The organism is Agromyces capsici, from assembly GCF_058349965.1.
Genome location: NZ_JBYRET010000002.1, coordinates 804,942 through 827,201, shown reverse-complemented (window position 1 = coordinate 827,201; position 22,260 = coordinate 804,942). Strand labels below are relative to the sequence as shown.

The 22,260-nt window shown below is 70.0% G+C and carries 19 protein-coding genes; 10 read left to right on the top strand and 9 right to left on the bottom strand.

The genetic code is table 11. The features are described from left to right. The first annotated feature begins 117 nt into the window (after nucleotides 1-117). Genes AC3RKB_RS17615 through AC3RKB_RS17605 form a run of 3 tightly spaced genes read left to right on the top strand, consistent with a single transcriptional unit; the run spans nucleotide 118 to nucleotide 3,474 of the window. Nucleotides 118-1,470, top strand: a complete 1,353-nt coding sequence (locus AC3RKB_RS17615; RefSeq protein ID WP_491437593.1) for an RNA polymerase sigma factor — start codon at nucleotides 118-120, stop codon at nucleotides 1,468-1,470. 7 nt (nucleotides 1,471-1,477) lie between these two features. Further along, nucleotides 1,478-2,734, top strand: coding sequence for a Mur ligase family protein (locus AC3RKB_RS17610; protein WP_491437592.1), 1,257 nt, complete (start codon nucleotides 1,478-1,480; stop codon nucleotides 2,732-2,734). Further along, entirely contained in the window at nucleotides 2,731-3,474 is a 744-nt protein-coding gene (locus tag AC3RKB_RS17605) for a type 1 glutamine amidotransferase (RefSeq protein ID WP_491437590.1), read from the top strand. Before AC3RKB_RS17610 ends, AC3RKB_RS17605 begins: the two co-directional genes overlap by 4 nt. A 78-nt stretch (nucleotides 3,475-3,552) precedes the next feature. On the opposite strand, the gene AC3RKB_RS17600 is transcribed toward AC3RKB_RS17605, so the two are convergent. After that, on the bottom strand, nucleotides 3,553-3,789 hold the full coding sequence (locus AC3RKB_RS17600; RefSeq protein ID WP_465542760.1) for a DUF7455 domain-containing protein: 237 nt from the start codon (nucleotides 3,787-3,789) through the stop codon (nucleotides 3,553-3,555). A 149-nt stretch (nucleotides 3,790-3,938) separates the two neighbouring features. On the opposite strand from AC3RKB_RS17600, the gene AC3RKB_RS17595 reads away from it, so the two are divergent. Then, nucleotides 3,939-6,017, top strand: a complete 2,079-nt coding sequence (locus AC3RKB_RS17595) for a DNA gyrase/topoisomerase IV subunit B (protein WP_491437588.1) — start codon at nucleotides 3,939-3,941, stop codon at nucleotides 6,015-6,017. Nucleotides 6,018-6,080: 63 nt separating this feature from the next. Here the strand turns inward: AC3RKB_RS17595 and AC3RKB_RS17590 are convergent, their stop codons facing one another. Together AC3RKB_RS17590 and AC3RKB_RS17585 are read right to left on the bottom strand one after the other, a co-directional pair. Beyond that, nucleotides 6,081-7,415, bottom strand: coding sequence for an FAD-binding oxidoreductase (locus AC3RKB_RS17590; RefSeq protein ID WP_491437586.1), 1,335 nt, complete (start codon nucleotides 7,413-7,415; stop codon nucleotides 6,081-6,083). A 152-nt stretch (nucleotides 7,416-7,567) separates the two neighbouring features. Further along, entirely contained in the window at nucleotides 7,568-10,036 is a 2,469-nt protein-coding gene (locus AC3RKB_RS17585; RefSeq protein ID WP_491437584.1) for a DNA gyrase/topoisomerase IV subunit A, read from the bottom strand. A 78-nt stretch (nucleotides 10,037-10,114) separates the two neighbouring features. Here AC3RKB_RS17585 and AC3RKB_RS17580 point away from each other — a divergent pair, with 78 nt between their 5' ends. Continuing rightward, complete coding sequence (locus AC3RKB_RS17580; protein WP_491437582.1) at nucleotides 10,115-11,260, top strand: alkaline phosphatase family protein; 1,146 nt, start codon at nucleotides 10,115-10,117, stop codon at nucleotides 11,258-11,260. Nucleotides 11,261-11,313: 53 nt separating this feature from the next. Here AC3RKB_RS17580 and AC3RKB_RS17575 read toward each other — a convergent pair whose 3' ends face one another. Next, nucleotides 11,314-11,898, bottom strand: coding sequence for a DUF3043 domain-containing protein (locus AC3RKB_RS17575; RefSeq protein ID WP_491437580.1), 585 nt, complete (start codon nucleotides 11,896-11,898; stop codon nucleotides 11,314-11,316). Nucleotides 11,899-11,938: 40 nt separating this feature from the next. Here AC3RKB_RS17575 and AC3RKB_RS17570 point away from each other — a divergent pair, with 40 nt between their 5' ends. From AC3RKB_RS17570 to ctaF, 5 genes are all read left to right on the top strand, one after another. Continuing rightward, nucleotides 11,939-13,378 (top strand): dipeptidase, encoded by a 1,440-nt coding sequence (locus AC3RKB_RS17570; RefSeq protein ID WP_491437579.1) that lies wholly within the window; start codon nucleotides 11,939-11,941, stop codon nucleotides 13,376-13,378. Nucleotides 13,379-13,474: 96 nt separating this feature from the next. Continuing rightward, nucleotides 13,475-13,825, top strand: a complete 351-nt coding sequence (gene erpA / locus AC3RKB_RS17565) for an iron-sulfur cluster insertion protein ErpA (RefSeq protein ID WP_491437577.1) — start codon at nucleotides 13,475-13,477, stop codon at nucleotides 13,823-13,825. A gap of 195 nt (nucleotides 13,826-14,020) precedes the next feature. Beyond that, nucleotides 14,021-14,914, top strand: a complete 894-nt coding sequence (ctaC, locus tag AC3RKB_RS17560) for an aa3-type cytochrome oxidase subunit II (protein WP_491437575.1) — start codon at nucleotides 14,021-14,023, stop codon at nucleotides 14,912-14,914. 6 nt (nucleotides 14,915-14,920) lie between these two features. Then, nucleotides 14,921-16,660, top strand: a complete 1,740-nt coding sequence (gene ctaD / locus AC3RKB_RS17555; protein WP_491437573.1) for an aa3-type cytochrome oxidase subunit I — start codon at nucleotides 14,921-14,923, stop codon at nucleotides 16,658-16,660. Continuing rightward, on the top strand, nucleotides 16,661-17,083 hold the full coding sequence (gene ctaF, locus AC3RKB_RS17550; protein ID WP_491437572.1) for an aa3-type cytochrome oxidase subunit IV: 423 nt from the start codon (nucleotides 16,661-16,663) through the stop codon (nucleotides 17,081-17,083). A gap of 68 nt (nucleotides 17,084-17,151) precedes the next feature. Here the strand turns inward: ctaF and AC3RKB_RS17545 are convergent, their stop codons facing one another. From AC3RKB_RS17545 to qcrC, 5 genes are read right to left on the bottom strand one after another with little or no spacing between them, the layout of a single operon-like run. After that, nucleotides 17,152-17,805, bottom strand: a complete 654-nt coding sequence (locus AC3RKB_RS17545; RefSeq protein WP_491437571.1) for a methyltransferase domain-containing protein — start codon at nucleotides 17,803-17,805, stop codon at nucleotides 17,152-17,154. Between the two features lie 20 nt (nucleotides 17,806-17,825). Then, a complete protein-coding gene (locus AC3RKB_RS17540) occupies nucleotides 17,826-18,683 on the bottom strand; it encodes a methyltransferase domain-containing protein (RefSeq protein WP_491437569.1) in 858 nt (285 codons plus the stop codon). 32 nt (nucleotides 18,684-18,715) lie between these two features. Then, on the bottom strand, nucleotides 18,716-20,320 hold the full coding sequence (gene qcrB / locus AC3RKB_RS17535) for a cytochrome bc1 complex cytochrome b subunit (protein WP_491437568.1): 1,605 nt from the start codon (nucleotides 20,318-20,320) through the stop codon (nucleotides 18,716-18,718). After that, on the bottom strand, nucleotides 20,317-21,393 hold the full coding sequence (gene qcrA / locus AC3RKB_RS17530; RefSeq protein WP_491437567.1) for a cytochrome bc1 complex Rieske iron-sulfur subunit: 1,077 nt from the start codon (nucleotides 21,391-21,393) through the stop codon (nucleotides 20,317-20,319). Before qcrA ends, qcrB begins: the two co-directional genes overlap by 4 nt. A gap of 32 nt (nucleotides 21,394-21,425) precedes the next feature. After that, nucleotides 21,426-22,217, bottom strand: a complete 792-nt coding sequence (gene qcrC / locus AC3RKB_RS17525; RefSeq protein WP_491437566.1) for a cytochrome bc1 complex diheme cytochrome c subunit — start codon at nucleotides 22,215-22,217, stop codon at nucleotides 21,426-21,428. Nucleotides 22,218-22,260 lie beyond the last annotated feature (43 nt).

The window sequence follows — 22,260 nt, the reverse complement described above, 5'->3', positions numbered from 1 at the left end:
TCCTCGCGGACTTGACATGGGTCCTCATCGTGTCCGAAATCACCGGATCGCGACGCAGATCTCCGGGGTCCGAACTCGGGCACCGACCGCGCGACGGTGAGGAAGAGGTTCTAACGCATGGCAACCAAGGCCACCAAGGCCACCACGGCGCCGACCGACGAGTCGGCTGAGGCCGTCGGCACGGCGGCGAAGCGCGCCGCCGCATCCAAGACGAAGGCCGCGGCGAAGCCGACCAAGGGCAAGGCCGCTGCCACGGCCTCCACGACGCGGCGCACCGCGACCGCCAAGGGCGCGAAGGCCAAGGGCGCCGCCGGCGACCAGGCGGCGCTCGACGACGACGACGAGGAGATCGACCCCGCCGACCTCGAGGCCGACGCGGCCGAGGTCGGCGACGACGCGACCGAGGTCGCTCCGGGCGCCGAGGCCGCCGCCGCCGACGAGGACGAGGAGGAGGCCAAGCCGATCCCGGCCGAGCCGCACCCCACGGGTGCCCTCGTGCTCCGGGCGTCCGACGACGAGGACGAGATCCCCGTCTACTCGACGACGATCACCGGCGCGACCGCCGACCCGGTCAAGGACTACCTCAAGCAGATCGGCAAGGTCGCGCTCCTGAACGCGGCCGAAGAGGTCGAGCTCGCGATGCGCATCGAGGCGGGCCTCTTCGCAGAAGAGAAGCTCTCGCACATGTCCGACGCCGAGAAGAAGTCGCAGCTCGGCCGCGAGCTGCAGTGGGTCGCGCGCGACGGGCAGCGGGCCAAGAGTCACCTGCTCGGCGCGAACCTGCGTCTCGTCGTCTCGCTCGCCAAGCGGTACACGGGTCGCGGCATGCAGTTCCTCGACCTGATCCAGGAGGGCAACCTCGGCTTGATCCGTGCGGTCGAGAAGTTCGACTACACCAAGGGCTTCAAGTTCTCGACCTACGCGACGTGGTGGATCCGTCAGGCGATCACCCGCGCGATGGCCGACCAGGCCCGCACCATCCGCATCCCGGTGCACATGGTCGAGGTCATCAACAAGCTCGCCCGCGTGCAGCGGCAGATGCTGCAGGACCTGGGTCGCGAGCCCACGCCCGAGGAGCTGTCGAAGGAACTCGACATGACCCCCGAGAAGGTCATCGAGGTCCAGAAGTACGGCCGCGAGCCCATCTCGCTGCACACCCCGCTCGGCGAGGACGGCGACAGCGAGTTCGGCGACCTGATCGAGGACACCGAGGCGGTCGTCCCGGCCGACGCGGTGGGCTTCACGATGCTGCAGAAGCAGCTCGAGTCGCTGCTCGACTCGCTGAGCGAGCGCGAGGCGGGCGTGATCCGCATGCGCTTCGGACTCGGCGACGGCATGCCGAAGACCCTCGACCAGATCGGCGACACCTTCGGCGTGACGCGCGAGCGCATCCGCCAGATCGAGTCGAAGACGATGGCGAAGCTGCGCCACCCGTCGCGGTCGCAGTCGCTGCGCGACTACCTCGAGTAGGTCGACGGTGCGCTACGCGCCGGCGATCCTCGTCGGCAGGCTCGTCCGCATCGCCGCCCGGCTGCGCAAGCCGGGCGGCGGCTCCGCGGTCCCCGGCCTGATCGTCAACCGGATCGCCCCGGGATACCTGCGGAGCACCCTCTCGGGCTTCCCGCAGGGGCTCCTCGTCGTGTCCGGGTCGAGCGGCAAGTCGACGACCACGAAGATGCTCGTGGCCATCCTCCGCGCGCACGGCGTCGACGTGTTCACGAACCCCTCGACGGCCAACATCAGCCAGGGGCTGACCTCGGCACTGCTCGAGCGGGCCGACTGGCGCGGGCGCGTCCCGGGCGACATGGCCGTGCTCGAGATGGACGAGGGCCATGGCGCGCTGGTCATGGACGGCGTCGACGCACGCTCCGTCACGCTCACCAACGTGATGGTCGACCAGATCGACCGCTTCCACGACTCCGAGATGGTCGCCGGAATGCTCTCGAGGATCGGCGCGCGGGCGCGCGAGGCGGTCGTCGTGAACGCCGACGACGCCTACCTCGAACGGCTCGCGGGCGGCCTCCGCCCCGAGGTGCGCATCCACCGCTTCGGTGTGTCCGCCGCAGTCCTCGCGGCCGCGCCGCGCGGACTCGGGCACACCGAGACGAGCGCGCGACGGCTCGATCCGGGCGACGGCGTGGTCGTCGAGTCCGTCGACGGCGCGTCGGCGGTGCTCGCCGACCACGCGACATCCGTGCCCATCGGGCTTCCGGCGCGCGGCACGCACTACGCCGTCGACGCGGCCGCCGCGTACGCGACCGCGAAGTCGGTGCTGGGGGAGCGGTTCTCCTCCGAGACCGCGGCGGCGGCCCTCAGCGCCATCCCCGCCGTCTTCGGACGCGGCGAGCGCGTCACGGTGCGCGGCCACGAGGTCGACTTCGTGCTCGTGCAGAACCCGGCGAGCTACCAGCTCAACGTCGACAGCATCGCGCCGGGCACCGAGCAGATCCTCTTCGCGATCGGCTCCGATGTGCGCGACCCCTCGTACTTCTGGCCCACGGATGCCTCCTCACTCGGTCGCGTCTCGATCGTCAGCGGTTCCAAGGCGAACGAGGCGGCGCTCATGCTCGCCTACGACGGCGTCGAGATCGACCGCGTCGAGCCCGACCTCGCACGCGCGCTGGACGACTTCCTCGCCGCACCCGCGCCGACCGGCGGCAGGAAGACCATCGTCTTCTCCGCGGACTCGATGCGGCGTACGCGCGCGCACCTCGGACTCACGGGAGCGGAATGAGCCTCACGATCGTCTCGCTGCTTCCCTCGCTGCAGAACACGAACGGCGACGCCGAGAACGCGGCGGTCCTGGCCGCACGCGCCCGGTGGGCCGGACTCGACGCGCGCGTCGTGCCCGTCGAGCAGGCCGCGGACCTGCCCGCGCACGTCGACGCGGTGATCCTCGGCTCGGGCAGCGACGCCTCGCTCGAGGCGAGCCGCTCGCGGCTCCTCGGCCTGCACGACGAACTGCGCCGCTGGGGCACCGAGGGCGTCCCGATCCTCGCCGTCGGCACCGGTTGGGAGCTGCTGAGCTGGGGCGTCGAGCGCGCAGACGGCAGCACCGTCGAGGGCCTCGGCATCGTCGCCGGCCGCGCCGTGGCCCGCGAGGAGCGCGTGGCCGGCGACCTCGTCGTCAAGGCCGGCGGCGGAATCGGCCTCCTCGTCGGATTCGAGAACCACGCCCGCGACTACGTCGGGGCCGAGGCGTCGCCGCTCGGGCGCGTCCAGGCCGGCTCGGGCAACGGCCGGGGGTCCGGCCAGGAGGGCGTGCGCATGGGCGACGTGATCGGCACGCACCTGCACGGTCCGGTCCTCGCGAAGAACCCGCGGCTCGCCGATGCGATCCTCGAGCGCATGTGCTCGCGTGCCGACCTGGCGTACGAGGCCGGCGAGCAGGCGGCGGTCGTCGACGGCTACGCCGAGGCGGCACGCGCCGCCCAGCTCCGCGCCGCCGGCGTCGCGACATCCGTCGGCGCCTGAACCCCGCGCCATCGCGCTGCTCGGAAACGACGAAGGCCCCAGATCGCTCCGGGGCCTTCGTGCTGCTTTGGGACGCGCTCAGTCGCGCGTGTCGGTGAGGAGCCGGCTCGACTCGTCGTGCCAGCTGTGGGCGATCTGCGAGAGCTTCTCCTGGTGCTTGCGGCCGTGGTGGGCGCAGAAGAGGAGCTCGCCGCTCGCGACGACCACGCGGATGTAGGCCTGCGCGCCGCAGGCGTCGCACCGGTCGAGGGCCGTGAGCTCGTTCGGGGTGTCGAGTTCGTCGACCGCACCGGCGGTGTCGGTGGTCTGGTTCATGGCGCCTCCTCCGTAGCTCACGATCCGATTCCTTACGTCTACCAATGAAAACACGTGCGGGGACCGGATCCTTCCGGATGGCTGCGCATTTCGCTCAGCGCGAAGCGCCTGGCCGATGATGCCGGTGGGCATCACTAGGCTTGGGCGACGTGAGTTCCGACTATTCCGCCCGCCATCTCTCCGTCCTCGAGGGCCTCGAGGCCGTGCGCAAGCGGCCGGGCATGTACATCGGCTCGACCGACTCCCGCGGCCTGATGCACTGCCTGTGGGAGATCATCGACAACTCCGTCGACGAGGCGCTCGGAGGGCACGGCACCGAGATCGACGTCGTGCTGCACGCCGACGGCAGCGTCGAGGTGCGCGACCGGGCGCGCGGCATCCCCGTCGACGTGGAGCCCAAGACCGGACTCACGGGCGTCGAGGTCGTCTTCACCAAGCTCCATGCCGGCGGCAAGTTCGGCTCGGGCTCCTACGCCGCGTCGGGCGGCCTGCACGGCGTCGGCGCCTCGGTCGTGAACGCGCTGTCGGAGCGCCTCGACGTCGAGGTCGATCGCGGCGGCGCGACGTGGGCGATGTCGTTCCACCGCGGCGAACCGGGCGTCTTCGCCGACCGGGGCACCGCCTCACCGGCCTCGACGTTCACGCCGTTCGAGCAATCCAGCGAACTGCGCAAGGTCGGGCGTGTCGCGAAGGGCGTGACCGGCACCCGGGTGCGCTACTGGGCCGACCCGCAGATCTTCACCAAAGGCGCCGCCTTCCAGCTCGACGAGCTGCTGAACCGGGCGCGGCAGACCGCGTTCCTCGTCCCCGGCCTCGCGATCTCGGTGGTCGACGAGCGCGGCGAGGAGCCTGAGACGCATCGCTTCCAGTTCGACGGCGGCATCTCCGAGTTCGCCGAGCACCTCGCGGTCGACGGTCCGGTCACCGATGTCTGGCGCATCACGGGCGATGGCCGGTTCACCGAGACGGTGCCGGTGCTCAGCGACCACGGCGCCATGATCCCGACCGACGTCGAACGCCACTGCCACGTCGACATCGCCCTTCGCTGGGGCACCGGCTACGACACCGTGCTGCGCAGCTTCGTGAACATCATCGCCACGCCGAAGGGCGGCACGCACCAGGGCGGCTTCGAGCAGGGCCTCCTGCGGTTTCTGCGCCAGCAGGTGGAGCAGAACGCGCGCCGCCTCAAGGTCGGCAACGACAAGCTCGAGAAGGACGACGTGCTCGCCGGCCTCACGGTCGTGCTGACCGTCCGGCTGCCCGAACCGCAGTTCGAGGGCCAGACGAAAGAGGTCCTCGGCACGCCCGCCGTGCGTTCGATCGTCGCCTCCGTCGTGCAGAAGGCGCTCGGCGAGCGCTTCGCCTCGACCAAGCGCGACGACAAGGCCCAGACCTCGCTGCTGCTCGACAAGATCGTCGCCGAAATGAAGGCGCGAATCTCCGCACGCACGCACAAGGAGACCCAGCGCCGCAAGAACGCGCTCGAGACCTCCTCCCTGCCGGCCAAGCTCGTGGACTGCCGTTCGAGCGACGTCGCGCAGAGCGAGCTGTTCATCGTCGAGGGCGACTCGGCGCTCGGCACCGCCAAGCTCGCGCGCGACAGCGAGCACCAGGCGCTGCTGCCGATCCGGGGCAAGATCCTGAACGTGCAGAAGGCGAGCATCGCCGACATGCTGGGCAATGCCGAGTGCGCGTCGATCATCCAGGTGATCGGGGCCGGTTCCGGGCGCACCTTCGACCTGTCGACCGCCCGCTACGGCAAGGTCATCATCATGAGCGACGCCGACGTCGATGGCGCGCACATCCGCACACTGCTGCTCACGCTGTTCTTCCGCTACATGCGGCCGATGATCGAGGACGGCCGGGTGTTCGCCGCAGTGCCGCCGCTGCACCGCGTCGTGGTGATGAATCCCGGCTCCAAGCCGAATGACATCATCTACACCTACTCCGAGGCCGAGCTGCAGGGCGTGCTCGCGACCCTGCGCAAGCACGGCAAGCGGTACCAGGACCCGATCCAGCGCTACAAGGGCCTCGGCGAGATGGATGCCGACCAGCTCGCGACGACGACCATGGATCGCCGCCACCGCACCCTCCGACGCGTCGGCGTGGCCGATGCCGAGAACGCCGGGCGGGTGTTCGAGCTGCTCATGGGCAACGAGGTCGCGCCGCGCAAGGAGTTCATCGTCGACAGCGCGGCGGCGCTGACGCGCGACCGCATCGACGCGTAGCGATCCACGCTTCGAACGGCTCGCCGGGCGCATCCAAGCGCGACATCGGGCGGCCGTCGCCGTTCAGGGCTGCGCCGGCGGGATGTTCTGGTTCAGGTGGAACACGTTGGCGGGATCGACTGCCGTCTTGATCTCCCGGAGCCGGGCGAGCTTCGCGTCCGAGTAGGCGCGACGCACCCCTGCAGCGCCCTCGTCGGCGAGCGCATTCACGTAGACGCCGCTCGCGAATCGATCCAGGGCGCCCGCGTACCGGCGCGCCGCAGCCATCCGCGGCTCGTCGTCGGCCGGATCGCTCCACCGCGACGCGGCGACGAACTCGAACGCGGTGTCGCGGCCTGAGAAGGCCGTCGCCTCGTCGGGCACCTCGGCGATGGCTCCGCCGTACGCCTGCAGGCTCACGCTCGGCAGGTCCGCCCCGTCTCGCGCGAGGATCGCGTCGATGGCCCCGTCGCCGAGCGCGTCGAAGTAGTGCCCCTTCCAGTAGCGTCGCCACGTGTGGCCCTCGACGTCGTCCTCCCGTGTCTGCAGTCCCAGGTAGGTCAGCGGCTCGACGATCCGCCGGGGAACGGGCGCCGCCGTCGCGAGCGCGGCGCCGAGCCGGTCGGCGCGGGCCGCGCCATCCGCGGGGTCGCCCACCCACACGAAACCGAGCGAGAGCGATTCGCCGGCAAGGGTCGCGTTCCAGGTCGCCCGTCGATCGGCCGACGCAGCGGCATCCCGCCAGCTCCGCATGGCGTCCGCACCGGATGCCACGGGGAACAGGAACTCGACCGAGAGCGCCGTTCCCGGCTCGGGGTGCAGTGCGAACTCGAACTCAGTGACCACGCCGAAGTTGCCGCCACCGCCGCGGAGGGCCCAATACAGCTCGGGATGCGAGTCGGCGTCGACGCGAAGGATCTCGCCTTCGGCGGTGACGAGCTCGAACGAGACGACGTTGTCGCAGGCGAGGCCGTGCCGGCGGGCGAGCCAGCCCATGCCGCCGCCGAGCGTGAGGCCTCCGACACCCGTGTGCGAGACGTTGCCGGCGGTCGTCGCCAGGCCCTGTTCCTGCGCGGCGCGGTCGAGCGCGCCGAGCAGCGCCCCGCCCTGCACGCGAGCCCGGCGCACCGCGGCGTCCACGCGTACGGCACCCATCGGCCGCAGGTCGATCATGAGCCCGTCGTCCGGCACGGCGTGGCCGACGATCCCGTGGCCGCCGCACCGCACACCGACCTCGAGGTCGTGGTCGGTCGCGTACCGCACCGCAGCGGCCACGTCGGCCGCGCTCGTGCAGCGCACGATCAACCGCGGCCGGCGATCCACCATCGCGTTCCAGACGGACCGCGCCTCGTCGTATCCCGGATCGCCGGGCTCGAGCACGACGCCGTCGATCCTGCTGGCCCACTGCTGCGCCGTCATCGATCATTCACCTCGCGCGCCCGGACGGGTTCGCTCAGCCTCGATGCATCGCGGCTCGCAGTCCGGGTCGTGCCCGAAGATTCCACGCCTCGCTCGCGACGTCAAGCGTCGACCGGAGCGCGGGAGTCATCGCCTGGCGAGGCGCTCGTCGGTCAGCGGATGGCGCGGCCCACGACCTGCACGACCGCCTCGAGCGGCTGGCCCGAGCCGTCGCGCTTGCCGCCGCCCTCGGGGAGCGCACGTACGGAGCCGTCCGCGGCGAGCGCGTGGGCGGGGCCGGGCCCGACCCACGCGATCGACAGCGCATCCTGCCCCTTGAGGAAGCGGTGCGCGCGGACGCCGCCCGTCGCGCGCCCCTTGCCGGGGTACTCGGCGAAGTCGGTCACCTTGGCGGCGCCGGGGTCGGCTCCGAGCAGCGTGTCGGTCGACGCGGCGACGGTGACCACCACGGCGCGCTCGACGTCGGCGCGGGAGAGCACGGAGAACTCGACGACGCTCGCACCCGAGGTGAGCTTGATGCCCGCCATCCCTCCGGCCGGGCAGCCCTGCGGGCGAACCGCCGATGCCGGGAAGTGCAGCAGTTGGGCGTCGCTCGTGACGAACACGAGCTCGTCGTCGTCGCCGCCCTGCGACGCGCCGACGACCCGATCGCCGGGCTTCAGCGCGATGACCTCGAAGTCGGGCCGGTTGGGGTAGCCGCCGGGGGCGACGCGCTTGACGATGCCCTGTGCGGTGCCGAGCACGATGGGCTGCGACGACTCGAGCGAGACGATCGCGAGCACCGTCTCGTCGCGATTGGGCAGCGCGAGGTAGTCGGCGACGCGCACGCCCGCCGCGAGCTGCACCGAGTTGGGCGGCAGCGCGGGCAGCTCGAGCGGCGAGAACCGGATCAGGCGACCCTTCGAGGTGATCGCGCCGATCTCGGTGCGGCTCGTGGTGTCGAGCTCGGAGCGGACGGCGTCGTGCTTGGACCGGCGGCTCGGGGGAGTGAGCGCGACCGCGGTCCCGCCATCGGGTGCGTCGACGCGGGCGATGCGGCCCGTGACGCTGAGGATGACGCGGCACGGCACGTCGGCGTGCTCGAGCGTGGCCGGGTCGACGGCCTTGCGCGTCTTGGGTTGCACGCGTGCCTCGGTGAGCATCGTGCGACGCGGCGTGCCGTAGAGCTCGGCAGCGCGGTCGAGCTCTTCCGCGACCTGCGCGCGGATCCGCAGGTCGCTGCCGAGCAGTTCCTCGAGCGCGGCGATCTCGGCGAGCAGCTGGTCGCGCTCGGCCTCGAGCTCGATGCGCGAGAACTTCGTCAGGCGCCGCAGGCGCAGCTCGAGGATGTACTCGGACTGGAGCTGGCTGAGGTCGAAGACCTCCATGAGGCGCGTGCGCGCGGCATCGGCGTCGTCGCTCGACCGGATGACCTGGATGACCTCGTCGATGTCGAGGATCGCGATGAGCAGGCCCTCGACGAGGTGGAGTCGCTCGCGGCGGCGTGCGAGGCGGAACTCAGACCGGCGGGTGACGACGCTGATGCGGTGCGCGAGGTAGACGTCGAGCAGCTCGCGCAGTCCCAGCGTCTGCGGCTGGCCGTCGACGAGGGCGACGCTGTTGATGTTGAACGAGTCTTCCAGCGGGGTCAGGCGGTAGAGCTGCTCGAGCACCGCCTGCGCGTTGAAGCCGGTCTTCACGCCGATCACGAGGCGGAGGCCGCGCGTGCGGTCGGTGAGGTCGGTGACGTCGGCGATCCCGGTGATCTTCTTGGCGTTCACCCCGTCCTTGATCTTCTCGATCACCTTCTCGGGGCCGACGAGGTAGGGCAACTCGGTGACGACGAGGCCGGTCTTGCGTGCCGTCAACTGCTCGATCGACACCTTCGCCCTGGTCTTGAACGAACCGCGGCCGGTCGCGTAGGCGTCGCGCACTCCGGCGAGCCCGACGATCGTGCCGCCCGACGGGAAGTCGGGCCCGGGCACGAACTCCATGAGCTCGTCGAGCGTCGCCCCGGGGTGCTGGAGCAGGTGGCGCGCGGCCGCGACGACCTCGACGAGGTTGTGCGGGGCCATGTTCGTGGCCATGCCGACGGCGATGCCGCTCGCCCCGTTGACGAGCAGGTTGGGGATGGCGGCGGGCAGCACCTCGGGCTGCTGGTGCGAGTTGTCGTAGTTCGGGATGAAGTCGACGACGTCTTCGTCGAGGCTCTCGGTCATCGACATCGCGGGGGGCGCCATGCGCGCCTCGGTGTAGCGCGCCGCGGCGGGTCCGTCGTCGAGCGAGCCGAAGTTGCCGTGCCCGTCGACGAGCGGCACCCGCAGCGTGAACGGCTGGGCGAGGCGCACGAGCGCGTCGTAGATCGCCGAGTCGCCGTGCGGGTGCAGCTTGCCCATGACCTCGCCGACGACGCGCGCCGACTTGACGTGCCCGCGATCGGGGCGCAGCCCCATGTCGCTCATCATGTAGAGGATGCGTCGCTGCACGGGCTTGAGCCCGTCGCGCGCATCGGGCAGCGCGCGCGAGTAGATGACCGAGTAGGCGTACTCGAGGAACGACCCCTGCATCTCCTCCGCGACGTCGATGTCATCGATCCGCTCGGCGATCTGGGAGGGGGCGGGCTCGTTCTTGCCTGGGGTCATTCGTCGTCTCTGGACAGGGCGTGGCGCGCACGCGCGGGGGAACGGGGACCGCGCCCGGCCTGTGCCAGACTGGGCGCGATGCCTGCCATGCTACCGGTGCCCACCGACGGCGCCCCGAGGCTCACCGGGGTGCTGGGCGCCGCGCTCGCATCGCTCGACGGCACGCCCGACCCGTTCGGTCTGCCGCGCGCGAACTCGGCGGTCGTCGTCCTGGTCGACGGGCTCGGCGCGTCGAACCTCCGCGGCCGGGCGGGGCACGCACGGTTCCTCGCCGGCCGGATGGCGAAGCGCGACGTGATCCGAACCGTCTTCCCCTCCACGACCGCCGCCGCGATCGCGAGCTTCGCGACCGGGCTCATGCCCGGCGCCCACGGACTCATGGGATACCGCGTGCCCGACCGGGCCAACGACCGCGTCGTCAACCAGCTCAGCGGGTGGGACGAGCGCATGGTCCCCGAGCAATGGCAGCGCCATCCCACCGTCTTCGACCAGGCCGTCGAGCGCGGGTTGCGGGCCGTCGCCGTCGGCGGCACCCGGTACGCCGACTCGGGCTTCACCCGCGCGGTGCTGCGCGGCGCCGAGTACCGGGCCGGCGCGAAGGTGCCCGACCGGTTCGCCGAGGCGCTGCGCGTCGTCCAGGAGGGCCCCGCGCTCGTCTACGTGTACGTGTCCGAGCTCGACCAGATCGCCCACGCGCACGGGTGGGAGTCCGACCGGTGGATCGCCGCACTCGAGGCGCTCGACGCCGAGATCGACGCGTTCGAGCAGCGGATGCCTCGCGGCACGGGCCTGCTCGTCACGGCCGACCACGGCGTGGTCGACGTTCCCGCGCACCGCCACGTGTTCGTCGACGCGTCGCCCGAGCTGCTCGACGGAGTCCGGCACGTCGCGGGGGAACCGCGCTGCCTGGGCCTCGTCCTCGAACCCGGGCTCGACGCGGACGGCCGGGCCGCGCTGCTCGACCGGTGGCGCGCCGCGGAGGGCGACCGGGCATGGGTGCTCTCCGGCGACGAGGCGATCGCGGCGGGCCTCTACGGCGAGGTCGAGCCCGAGAACCGCGACCGGATCGCCGACCTCCTCGTCGCCGCGCGCTCCGGCGTCGCCTACTACGACCGACGCGAACCCGACCGGCGCGGCGAGGAGATGGTGGGCCAGCACGGCTCGCTGTCCGACGAGGAGACGCGGATCCCGCTGATCAGGCTGGGCGCCTTCGCCCGCGACTGAGCGCGGACAGCGCCGTCACGGCGCCGCCACGCGGCATCCGGCTCGGGCCGGGGTCAGGCCGGGTACTGGCCGCGCTTGACCTGCGGCTTGGGGAGTCGGAGCGGGCGCAGCTGCAGCGCACGCATCGCGGCGTACCACCGGATGCGCTCGACCTTGTCGGCGCCGAACTTCGCCGCGAGCTTGCGCCGCAGGATGACGCCGAGGATGATCACGTCGACGACGGACACCAGGAAGAACGCCCACAGGGCGAAGATCCCGACGGTCTGCACCTCGTAACTCGGGATGAACGTGAGCACGATCACCGCGAACATGACGGGGATCAGGACCTCGCCGATGCTGAAGCGCGCGTCGACGTAGTCGCGCACGTACTTCTTCTGGGGACCGCGATCGCGGACCGGGAGGTACTTCTCCTCGCCGGCGGCCAGGCCGACGCGTGCGCGCTCGCGCTGTTCGGCCGCCTTCGTCCGCGCCTGACGCGCCGCTTCCTTGCGGTCGTTCGGCACGAGCGGGCGCTTGCGGGCCGCCTCCTGGGCGGCGCGGCTCGGGGTCGGGGCGCCCTTGCCGGCCTTCGGGGCGGCGGGCGTGTCGCCGTCGCCGGTCTGGGGCGCGGGCAGGTCGGTGCTGGGGTGCTTGGCCACGGGGAGTCCTCGTCGATCGGTTCGCCTTAAGATTACCCGCATGACCGAGACCCGGACCGACGTCCCGCCTGCCCGCGAACCCGCCGAGCGCCCCGATGCGGCGACCGTCGAGCGGCTCCGGACGGCGGTCGAGCAGGGATTCCCGTCGACGCTCGCCGACCTGACCCGGCTCGTGCGGATCCCGTCCGTCTCCTGGGGCGCATTCGACCCCGAGCACGTCGCGCGGAGCGCCGAGGCGGTCGCCGACCTGGTGCGCGGCCTCGGCGTGTTCGACGTCGTCGACGTCCGCCGCGCCCACGTGGGCGACGGCGACGAGCTCGGCCAGCCGGCCGTGGTCGCGCGTCGCACCGCACGCAACGGCCGCCCGACCGTGCTGCTCTACGCCCACCACGACGTCCAGCCGCCCGGGCGCGACGAGGACTGGGACTCGGCGCCGTTCGAGCCCACGCTCCGCGGCGACCGGCTCTACGGCCGCGGCGCCGCCGACGACAAGGCCGGCGTCATGTCGCACGTCGCCGCGATCCGGGCGCTCGTCGACGTGCTCGGCGACGACCTCGACCTCGGCATCGCACTCTTCATCGAGGGGGAGGAGGAGTACGGCTCGCGCTCGTTCGCGAACTTCCTCCGCGAGCAGCGCGACCTGCTCGCCGCCGATGCGATCGTCGTCGCCGACTCGAACAACTGGGACGTCGAGACGCCCGCGCTCACCGTCGCGCTGCGCGGCAACGTGACCTTCCGGCTCACCGTCACGACCCTCGACCACGCCTCGCACTCGGGCATGTTCGGGGGAGCGGTGCCCGACGCGATGCTCGCGACCGTCCGCCTGCTCGACACCCTGTGGGATGCGGACGGCTCGGTCGGCGTCGATGGGCTCCGCTCGGCCGACCTGACCACGCCCGAGTACGACGAGGCGCAGCTGCGCGCCGAGACCGGGCTGCTCGACGGCGTCGCCCCCATCGGGCGCGGCAGCATCCTGTCGCGCATCTGGGCGCAGCCTTCGATCACGATCACGGGCGTCGACGCGCCGTCCGTCGCGAACGCGTCGAACACCCTGCTGCCGAGCGTGGCCGTCAAGCTGAGCGCGCGCATCGCGCCCGGCCAGGACGCCCGCGAGGCGTACGAGGCCCTCCGCGCCCACCTGTTCGCGAACGCGCCGTTCGGCGCACGCCTCGAGATCGAGGACCTCGACACCGGCCAGCCGTTCCTCGTCGACACGAGCGGGTGGGCCGTCGCCGAGGCCAAGTCCGCCATGGCCGACGCGTGGGGGCGCCAGCCCGTCGACATCGGCGTCGGCGGATCGATCCCGTTCATCGCCGAACTCGTCCAGGAGTTCCCGGAGGCGCAGATCCTGGTGACCGGGGTCGAGGACCCGGACTCGCGTGCCCACAGCCCGAACGAGTCGCTGCACCTCGGCATCTTCCGGCGGGCGGTGCTCGCCGAGGCGGCCTTCCTCGCGCGGCTCGAAGCGCGGGAGGGCTGAGCCACACGGGATGGCGCGTCATCCTGCGCCGCGCTGGGGGAGTGCCCAGCCCGGCACGGGTACAATCGAGGCATCCGTACTTCTTCGAGGAGTGACATGAGCGACACCATCACCGACGCCGTCCACGGCGTGAAGCTGAGCGAGCCGGCCGCCGACAAGGTGCGCAACCTCCTCGAGCAGGAGGGCCGCGACGACCTGCGTCTTCGCGTCGCCGTCCAGCCGGGCGGCTGCTCGGGCCTCATCTACCAGCTCTACTTCGACGAGCGGCTGCTCGACGGCGACGCCGTCGTCGACTTCTCGGGCGTCGAGGTCGTGGTCGACAAGATGAGCGTGCCCTACCTCGACGGCTCCACGATCGACTTCGAGGACACCATTCAGAAGCAGGGCTTCACCATCGACAACCCCAACGCGCAGGGCAGCTGCGCGTGCGGCGACTCGTTCCACTGAGACGCCCGAACCCGGAAAGGGAGACCGCTCACGCGGTCTCCCTTTCCGCATTTTCGGCGGCTGGCGGCGGGTTTCATCGCACACGCACCTGAACGCGCGCCGAGGGTGCACGAGCGGGTGGTCGACTCGGAGTAGGCTAGGCATGATCAATGCGCTTCGCTGAGAAGCGCCTTCGAATCTCCCGAAAGGTCACCGGTGCGCCACAATCGCCGTCTCCGATGGGCTGCAGTTCCGATCGCAGCGACGCTCAGCCTCGTCCTCGCCGGATGCACGCAGGCACAGCTGAACGGATTCCTCCCCGGGTTCGTCGAGGGCGAGCCGCCCGTGACCAACCACACGGAGCGCGTCTCGGGCCTGTGGGTGACGTCCTGGATCGTCCTCCTCGTGGTCGGCGTGATCACGTGGGGCCTGACCATCTGGGCGGTCATCGCGTACCGCCGACGCAAGGGCCAGACCGGCCTTCCGGTCCAGCTGCGGTACAACATGCCGATCGAGGTGTTCTACACCGTCGTTCCGCTGATCCTGATCCTCGGGTTCTTCGCGTTCACCGCGCGTGACCAGTCCGCGATCGAGGCGCGCTTCGCCGAAGACGAGATCGACGTCAAGATCGAGGCGATCGCCAAGCAGTGGGCCTGGGACTTCAACTACGTCAATGAGGATGTCTACTCCGCCGGCATCCAGGCGCAGCTCGACCCCGACGGCGAGGCCGGCTCGGTCAAGCAGGAGGAACTGCCGACGCTGGTGCTGCCGGTCGGCGCGAACGTCGAGATCGCGCTCGAGGCGCGCGACGTGATCCACTCCTTCTGGGTCGTCGACTTCCTCTACAAGAAGGACATGTTCCCGGGCAAGACGAACTACATGTCGTTCGTGCCCGAACGCGAGGGCACCTACGCCGGCAAGTGCGCCGAGCTCTGCGGGGAGTACCACTCGCTCATGCTCTTCAACGTCGAGGTCGTCTCCGAGGCCGAGTACGAGGACTACATCGAGTCGCTCCGCGACGCGGGCCAGGAAGGCCAGCTGTCGACCGAGTACGACCGCAACCAGAACCTGCCCGGCACGGGCGCGCCCGAACTCGAAGAGGAAGAGTAAGCCGCGATGAGCACCACCACCACCGCACCGGCTCGCCCGACCGCGTCGTCGCAGCCGTTCGGCGCGCTGAAGGTCGAGCGCAAGGGCAACGTCCTCGTCAAGTGGATCACGTCGACCGATCACAAGGTCATCGGGTACCTCTACCTGATCACGTCGTTCATCTACTTCTGCATCGGCGGCGTGATGGCCCTCATCATCCGCGCGCAGCTGTTCGAGCCCGGCCTCGAGATCGTCCAGACGCGTGAGCAGTACAACCAGCTGTTCACGATGCACGGCACGATCATGCTGCTGATGTTCGCGACGCCGCTGTTCGCGGGCTTCGCGAACGTGCTCATGCCGCTGCAGATCGGCGCTCCCGACGTCGCCTTCCCGCGCCTGAACGCGCTGGCGTACTGGATGTTCAACTTCGGTTCGCTGATGGCCGTCGCCGGCTTCTTCACGCCGCAGGGCGCCGCGTCGTTCGGATGGTTCGCCTACCAACCCCTGGCCTCGACCACGTTCTCACCAGGAATCGGCGGCAACCTCTGGATGCTCGGACTCGGCCTCTCGGGCTTCGGCACGATCCTCGGCGCGGTGAACTTCATCACCACGATCATCACGATGCGCGCGCCAGGCATGACCATGTTCCGGATGCCGATCTTCACGTGGAACACCCTCGTGACCTCGATCCTCGTGCTCATGGCCTTCCCGGTGCTCGCCGCCGCGATCCTCGCCGCCAGTGCCGACCGCATCTTCGGCGCCCACATCTACGATCCCGAGAACGGCGGCGTCATCCTCTGGCAGCACCTGTTCTGGTTCTTCGGGCACCCCGAGGTGTACATCATCGCCCTGCCGTTCTTCGGCATCGTCTCCGAGATCTTCCCGGTGTTCAGCCGCAAGCCGATCTTCGGCTACAAGACGCTGATCTACGCGACGATCGCGATCGCGGCGCTGTCGGTCTCGGTGTGGGCGCACCACATGTACGTCACCGGATCCGTGCTGCTGCCGTTCTTCGCGCTCATGACCATGCTGATCGCGGTGCCCACGGGCGTGAAGATCTTCAACTGGGTCGGCACGATGTGGCGCGGCTCGATCACGTTCGAGACACCGCTCATCTGGGCGCTCGGATTCCTCATCACCTTCGTGTTCGGCGGTCTCACCGGCGTCATCCTGGCGTCCCCGCCGCTCGACTTCCACGTGTCCGACACGTACTTCGTCGTCGCGCACTTCCACTACGTGGTGTTCGGCACCGTCGTGTTCGCGATGTTCGCCGGCTTCTACTTCTGGTGGCCGAAGTGGACCGGCAAGATGCTGAACGAGACCCTCGGCAAGTGGCACTTCTGGCTGCTCTTCATCGGCTTCCACACGACGTTCCTCATCCAGCACTGGCTGGGCGTCGTCGCGATGCCGCGCCGGTACTACTCCTACCTGCCCGAAGACAACATCACCTGGATGAACCAGCTCTCGACGATCGGCGCGTTCATCCTCGCGATCTCGCTCCTGCCGTTCTTCCTGAACGTGTACATCACCGCTCGCCGCGCCCCGAAGGTGACCGTGAACGACCCGTGGGGCTACGGCGGATCGCTCGAGTGGGCGACCAGCTGCCCGCCGCCCCGACACAACTTCACGTCGATCCCGCGCATCCGCTCGGAGCGTCCGGCGTTCGACCTCAACCACCCGGAGGCCGGCATCCCCGTGGGCATCGGCCCCGCGAAGGACGCCCCCGAAGCCCCCGTGTACGACGCCGAGACGAAGGAAGTCAAGTAGATGCGCGCCAATGTCATCCTCTTCTGGATCCTTGCCGCGTTCTTCACGCTCGCGGCGGCCGTCTACATCGTGTGGACGATCATCGACGAGAACGAGCCCGGGGTCGAGTGGGTGGGGCTCGTCGCCCTGAGCCTCTGCGCGGTGCTGGGCGCGTTCATCGCGTTCTACCTCGGTCGCGTCCAGAAGGAGCAGGGCGGAACGCTCCCTGAGGACCGCCTCGACGCGAACATCGACGACGGCGACGCCGAGCTCGGCTTCTTCAGCCCATGGAGCTGGTGGCCGATCTTCCTCGCCGGGGCTGCGGCCCTCGCGTTCCTCGGCCTCGCGGTCGGGTTCTGGATCACGTTCATCGCGGTGCCCCTCGCCCTCGTCGCCCTCGTCGGCTGGGTCTACGAGTACTACCGCGGTAACTTCGCGCGCTGATCGAACGCTCCGACGAAGGTCCCGGCACACTCGTGTCGGGACCTTCGGTCATTCCGGAGCGATGCGGCTCACGTGCGCGCCGCGCCGACGATCGACCAACGGGGGCCCCGGCGGAGCGGTACGACCGTCAGGCCCGACCGCGCGAGCGTGGCGTACATCGTGTCCGGCGAGTGGATGTAGGCGCGATACTCGCGGCCACGGATGCGCATCATCGCGTTCTCGATCGCCACGGGCACTCGGGTGAGCCAGGAACGGGTCGGATGGCTGAAGACGAGCTCCCGGCGTGCGTGCTCCGCCGCCGCCTCCAGCAACCGGTCTGCGTCGGGATAGCAGCACACCACCCGGTGGAGGACGACGTAATCGGCCGGAGCGATCCGTTCGCCCTGTGACGCCAGGTCCACGCCGACGACGCGGGTGACTCGGGCGACGACGCCGTGCTCGTCGAGCAGGGGACCTGCCGCGGCCTCGTAGGCACCCGACATCTCGAGGTTGATCGTGCGCTCCGCTCCGCGAGCGAGCAGTTCGAGCTGGATCTGGCCGACGCCTCCGCCGATCTCGAGGACGGTGGAATCGGCCAGTCCGTGGGCGGCGAGATGGGTCACGATCCGACGCTCGGGCGCGGTCAGCCCGCGACGCCGGTACCGGCGGGCGACCTCGTTCGCGAAGTCGCCGTCGAACACGTCCTCGTAGCGTGACGAACCCGCGCGGCAGCATTCGGGCATGCGCCCAGTATGCACCCGCCTCAGCCGCCGTGGTGCGGCGCGTGCTCGAATGTGAGGACGTCGACGGCGACCGTCACGACGGCGGTGCTCGTCGCCCCGGGATCGGGGTCGAATGACGCGGCATGATGCGCGGAGGGTCCCATGCCGGCGAGGAGTCCCCTCGTCTCACGATCCGTATCGAGCACGTAATCGACCGCGTCGAGACGACGACGCGTCAGGCCGGCGCCCTCGAACTGCTCGGTGACGGCGTTCGCCTTCTCCGGCGGCACGTCGAGGAGCACCCCGCCCTGCCTGAGTTCGCGGAGATGCTCGGGCCGCGGAACGACCACGACCAGGCGACCGCCGGGCCGGAGGATTCGAGCGAACTCGGCCGGGTTGCGCGGAGCGAACACATTCAGGATCACGTCGGCTGCGCCATCCCGGATCGGGAGAGGGCGCCAGATGTCGAGGACGACACCGGTGGCCGTCGGAATGGCGCGCAATGCGGCCCGCACGGCGTCGGGCGACCGGTCGGCGAGCAGCATCTCGCTGCCGGGAGCCGCCTCACCGAGGCGCGATGCGTAGTAGCCCGTGCCGCAGCCGAGGTCGGCGATGCGGAGCGAGCCGGGGCCGGCAGCCTCCGCGTCCGGCAGCGCCGACCCCGCCACCGCGTCGGCGATCGGTCGGTACGCGCCACCGCCCAGCAGTCGCGACCGCGCGTCCAGCATCGAACGGTCGTCGCCGACGGTGCGTGGCGCCTTGGGCGGCAGCAGCGTGAGGAAGCCGTACTTCGAACGGTCGAAGCGGTGGCCGTGCCAGCACCCGTACACGCGATCGTCGACGGGGGAGAGGTCGGCCATGCAGTTCGGGCACCGGAGCCAGGTCGAATCGATCGACATGGCCCGGTGCCCGAACGCGATGGTGGCGCGGATCAGTGGTGGTTCGAGTGCGATGCCTCGAGCTCGCCCTTGGTGACCGGCGCGATGCGGTCCTCGAAGAACCAGCGCGACATGCCCGCACGGAGACGCTCACCGACGGTGATCTTGCCGCGGGCGTTCGGACGGAGCATGAGCGGCTCGTACGACTCGTGGCTGACGAGCTTCCACCGGTCGTACTCGTCGAGCGGCTGGTGCACCTCGATGAACTCGCCGCCCGGCAGCTTCACGATGCGGCCCGACTCGTAGCCGTGCAGCACGATCTCGCGGTCCTTCTTCTGGAGCGCCAGGCACACCCGCTTCGCCACGAAGTACGCGACCAACGGTCCGATGAAGAGCAGCGCCTGCAGCGTGTGGATGACACCCTCCATCGTGAGCAGGAAGTGCGTCGCGATGATGTCGGATGCCGCTGCGGCCCACAGCACCGCGTAGAACGTCACGCCGGCAGCACCGATCGCGGTGCGGGTCGGCATGTTGCGCGGACGGTCGACGATGTGGTGTTCGCGCTTGTCGCCGGTGACCCACGCCTCGATGAACGGGTAGATCAGCACGGTGAGGATGAACAGGCCCAGACCCATCAGCGGAACGAGGATGTTGAAGGACCAGGTGCGGTCGAACAGCACGAACTCCCAGCCCGGCGGGATGAGGCGAAGCGCACCGTCGGCGAAGCCGATGTACCAGTCGGGCTGCGTGCCGGCCGACACGGGCGACGGGTCGTACGGTCCGTAGTTCCAGATCGGGTTGATCGTGAACATCGACGCGATGAGCGCGAGCACGCCGAACACCAGGAAGAAGAAGCCCCCGGCCTTGGCCGCATAGATCGGCAGGATGGGCGGGCCGACCGCGTTCTGCTGCGTGCGTCCCGGCGCAGCGTACTGCGTGTGCTTGTGCACCACGACGAACATCAGGTGCAGTGCGATGAGCGCGAGCAGGATCAGGGGCAGCAGCAGGATGTGCAGCGTGTAGAGGCGGCCCACGATCGCGGTGCCGGGGAACTCGCCGCCGAAGAGCAGGAACGAGGTCCACGTGCCGATGAGGGGGATGCCCTTGATCATGCCGTCGATGATGCGGAGGCCGTTGCCCGAGAGGAGGTCGTCGGGAAGCGAGTACCCGGTGAAGCCCTCACCCATCGCGAGGATGAACATCACGAAGCCGATGACCCAGTTGAGCTCGCGCGGCTTGCGGAACGCACCGGTGAAGAAGATGCGCAGCATGTGCAGGCCGATGGCGGCGACGAAGAGCAGGGCGGCCCAGTGGTGCATCTGCCGGACGAACAGGCCGCCGCGGATGTCGAACGAGATGTCGAGCGTCGAGGCCATCGCCACCGACATCTCGACGCCCTTGAGCGGAACGTAGGAGCCGTCGTACTCGACCTCGGCCATCGAGGCCTGGAAGAAGAACGTCAGGAACGTGCCGGTGATCAGGATGACGAGGAAGCTGAAGAGCGCGATCTCGCCGAGCAGGAACGACCAGTGGTCCGGGAACGCCTTGCGGCCGAGCTCCTTGACGAACGTCGAGACGCTCGTGCGCTCATCGATGTAGTTCGAGGCGGCCGCGGTGAATGTGCGACGCTGCGGCTCGCGGGTGGTTGCGGTGCTCAATGACGCTCCCAGAAGCTCGGGCCCACGGGTTCGGTGAAGTCGCTCTGCGCGACGAGGTAGCCCTCGTCGTCGACCGTGATGGGCAGCTGGGGCAGCGGCCGAGCGGCCGGCCCGAAGATGACCTCGCAGTGGTTGGCCACGTCGAACTGCGACTGGTGGCACGGGCAGAGCAGGTGGTGCGTGTGCTGCTCGTACAGGGCGACGGGGCAGCCCACGTGGGTGCAGATCTTGGAGTACGCGACGATGCCGTCGTACGACCAGGACTTGCGCTCCTCGGTCTCGTTGAGTTCCTCCGGATTGAGGCGCATGAGGAGCACGGCCGCCTTGGCCTTCTCCTCGAGGCGCCCGTGGTGGAGCTCGCTGAGACCCTCGGGGATGACATGGAATGCGCTGCCGATCGTGACGTCGGAGGCCTTGATCGCGACGCCCGACGGGTCGAGCGTGAGCCGGGTGCCCTGCTTCCACATGGTGTGGCTGAGCAGTTCGACCGGGTGCTGGTCCTGCGGGGCCAGGCCGCGGAAGAGCACGACGGCGGGCAGCGGGAAGACGAGCAGTGCGCCGATGAGGCTGTTGCGCACGACGGCGCGCCGAGTGAAGCCCGACTCCCGGTCGGCGTCCTGGAAGACCTTGATCGCGCCCTCGCGCGAGACCTCGTTGCCGCCGATCTTGTGGCGCTCGTCGGCGATCTCGACATCGGCCATGAGGGCCTTCGCCCAGTGGACCGCGCCGAAGCCGATGCCGAGGAGCGCGAGCGCGGCGCCGAGGCCGATGAACATGTTGTTCAGGCGGACCTCGCCGACGTCGTTCGACTCCATGGGGAACAGCATGTACGCCGCGATGGCCCAGACGCTGCCGAGGATCGAGAGGTAGAACAGCGTGTAGACGGTGCGCTGGGCGCGACGCTGCTTCTTCGGGTCCTCGTCGGTCACCCGCGGACGGTGCGGCGGGAACCCGGGGTTCTCGAACGCGTCGGCCTGGATGAGTGCGGTGCCCGTCTTGACGGCGGGAACGTTCGCGGCGTGCGACGAGTCGGCAGCGGCGAGTTCAGTGCCGCTGTGGTCGTCCTGTGCCATGGTTCTCCTTCTTCGCTTCTTCGGTGCGGGCCCTAGTTGGACTTCGCCGTGATCCACACGGTGATCGCGACGATGGCGCCGAGACCGAAGACCCAGATGAACAGGCCCTCCGCGACCGGACCGAGCGAGCCGAGCTCGAACCCGCCGGGCGAACGGTTGTCCTGGACGTACTGCAGGTAGGTGATGATGTCGCGCTTGTCCTCAGGCGAGATGTTCAGGTCGTTGAACACCGGCATGTTCTGCGGGCCCGTGACCATGGCCTCGTAGATGTGGACGCCGGACACGTCGGTCAGCGCGGGAGCGAACTTGCCCTCGGTGAGGGCGCCGCCTGCGCCGGCCACGTTGTGGCACATGGCGCAGTTGATACGGAACAGCTCGGCGCCGTTGGCCGCGTCGCCGCCGCCGTTGACGAGGGAATCGGCGGGGATGTCGGGACCGGGGCCGAGGGAGGCGACGTAGTACGCGAGCTGCTTGACCTGCTCGTCGGTGAACTGCACGGGCTTGACCTGCGCCTGCGGGCCCTGCATCTGCATGGGCATGCGGCCGGTGCCGACCTGGAAGTCGACGGCGGCGGCACCGACGCCGATGAGGCTGGGGCCCTCGTCGGTGCCCTGGGCCTCGAGGCCGTGGCAGGTGGCGCAGTTGGCCTGGAAGAGCTTCTCGCCCTCGTCGATCGTCTCCTGCGACGTGGGGGAGGCCTCGGCCTGCGCGGTGGTCGTGCTGAAGGCGGCGTAGGCGCCGCCCGTGAACACGAGGCCGAGCGCGAGCAGCGCGGCGGTGGCGAGCGGGTGCCGGCGACCGGTGCGTCGCTTCGAGCGGGTCATTGATCTCTTCCTGTTCGCGGGCATTGCGGGTGGCGCTCCTGTG

What these genes read in the sequence shown, in the direction of transcription:
- AC3RKB_RS17585 (WP_491437584.1), bottom strand. Translation starts at nt 10,036, where the DNA reads ATGACCCCAGGCAAGAACGAGCCCGCCCCCTCCCAGATCGCCGAGCGG.
- ctaF (WP_491437572.1), top strand. Translation starts at nt 16,661, where the DNA reads ATGCGCGCCAATGTCATCCTCTTCTGGATCCTTGCCGCGTTCTTCACG.
- AC3RKB_RS17540 (WP_491437569.1), bottom strand. Translation starts at nt 18,683, where the DNA reads ATGTCGATCGATTCGACCTGGCTCCGGTGCCCGAACTGCATGGCCGAC.
- AC3RKB_RS17580 (WP_491437582.1), top strand. Translation starts at nt 10,115, where the DNA reads ATGCCTGCCATGCTACCGGTGCCCACCGACGGCGCCCCGAGGCTCACC.
- AC3RKB_RS17570 (WP_491437579.1), top strand. Translation starts at nt 11,939, where the DNA reads ATGACCGAGACCCGGACCGACGTCCCGCCTGCCCGCGAACCCGCCGAG.
- AC3RKB_RS17615 (WP_491437593.1), top strand. Translation starts at nt 118, where the DNA reads ATGGCAACCAAGGCCACCAAGGCCACCACGGCGCCGACCGACGAGTCG.
- qcrC (WP_491437566.1), bottom strand. Translation starts at nt 22,217, where the DNA reads ATGACCCGCTCGAAGCGACGCACCGGTCGCCGGCACCCGCTCGCCACC.
- AC3RKB_RS17545 (WP_491437571.1), bottom strand. Translation starts at nt 17,805, where the DNA reads ATGCCCGAATGCTGCCGCGCGGGTTCGTCACGCTACGAGGACGTGTTC.
- erpA (WP_491437577.1), top strand. Translation starts at nt 13,475, where the DNA reads ATGAGCGACACCATCACCGACGCCGTCCACGGCGTGAAGCTGAGCGAG.
- AC3RKB_RS17605 (WP_491437590.1), top strand. Translation starts at nt 2,731, where the DNA reads ATGAGCCTCACGATCGTCTCGCTGCTTCCCTCGCTGCAGAACACGAAC.
- AC3RKB_RS17600 (WP_465542760.1), bottom strand. Translation starts at nt 3,789, where the DNA reads ATGAACCAGACCACCGACACCGCCGGTGCGGTCGACGAACTCGACACC.
- AC3RKB_RS17590 (WP_491437586.1), bottom strand. Translation starts at nt 7,415, where the DNA reads ATGACGGCGCAGCAGTGGGCCAGCAGGATCGACGGCGTCGTGCTCGAG.
- qcrA (WP_491437567.1), bottom strand. Translation starts at nt 21,393, where the DNA reads ATGGCACAGGACGACCACAGCGGCACTGAACTCGCCGCTGCCGACTCG.
- ctaD (WP_491437573.1), top strand. Translation starts at nt 14,921, where the DNA reads ATGAGCACCACCACCACCGCACCGGCTCGCCCGACCGCGTCGTCGCAG.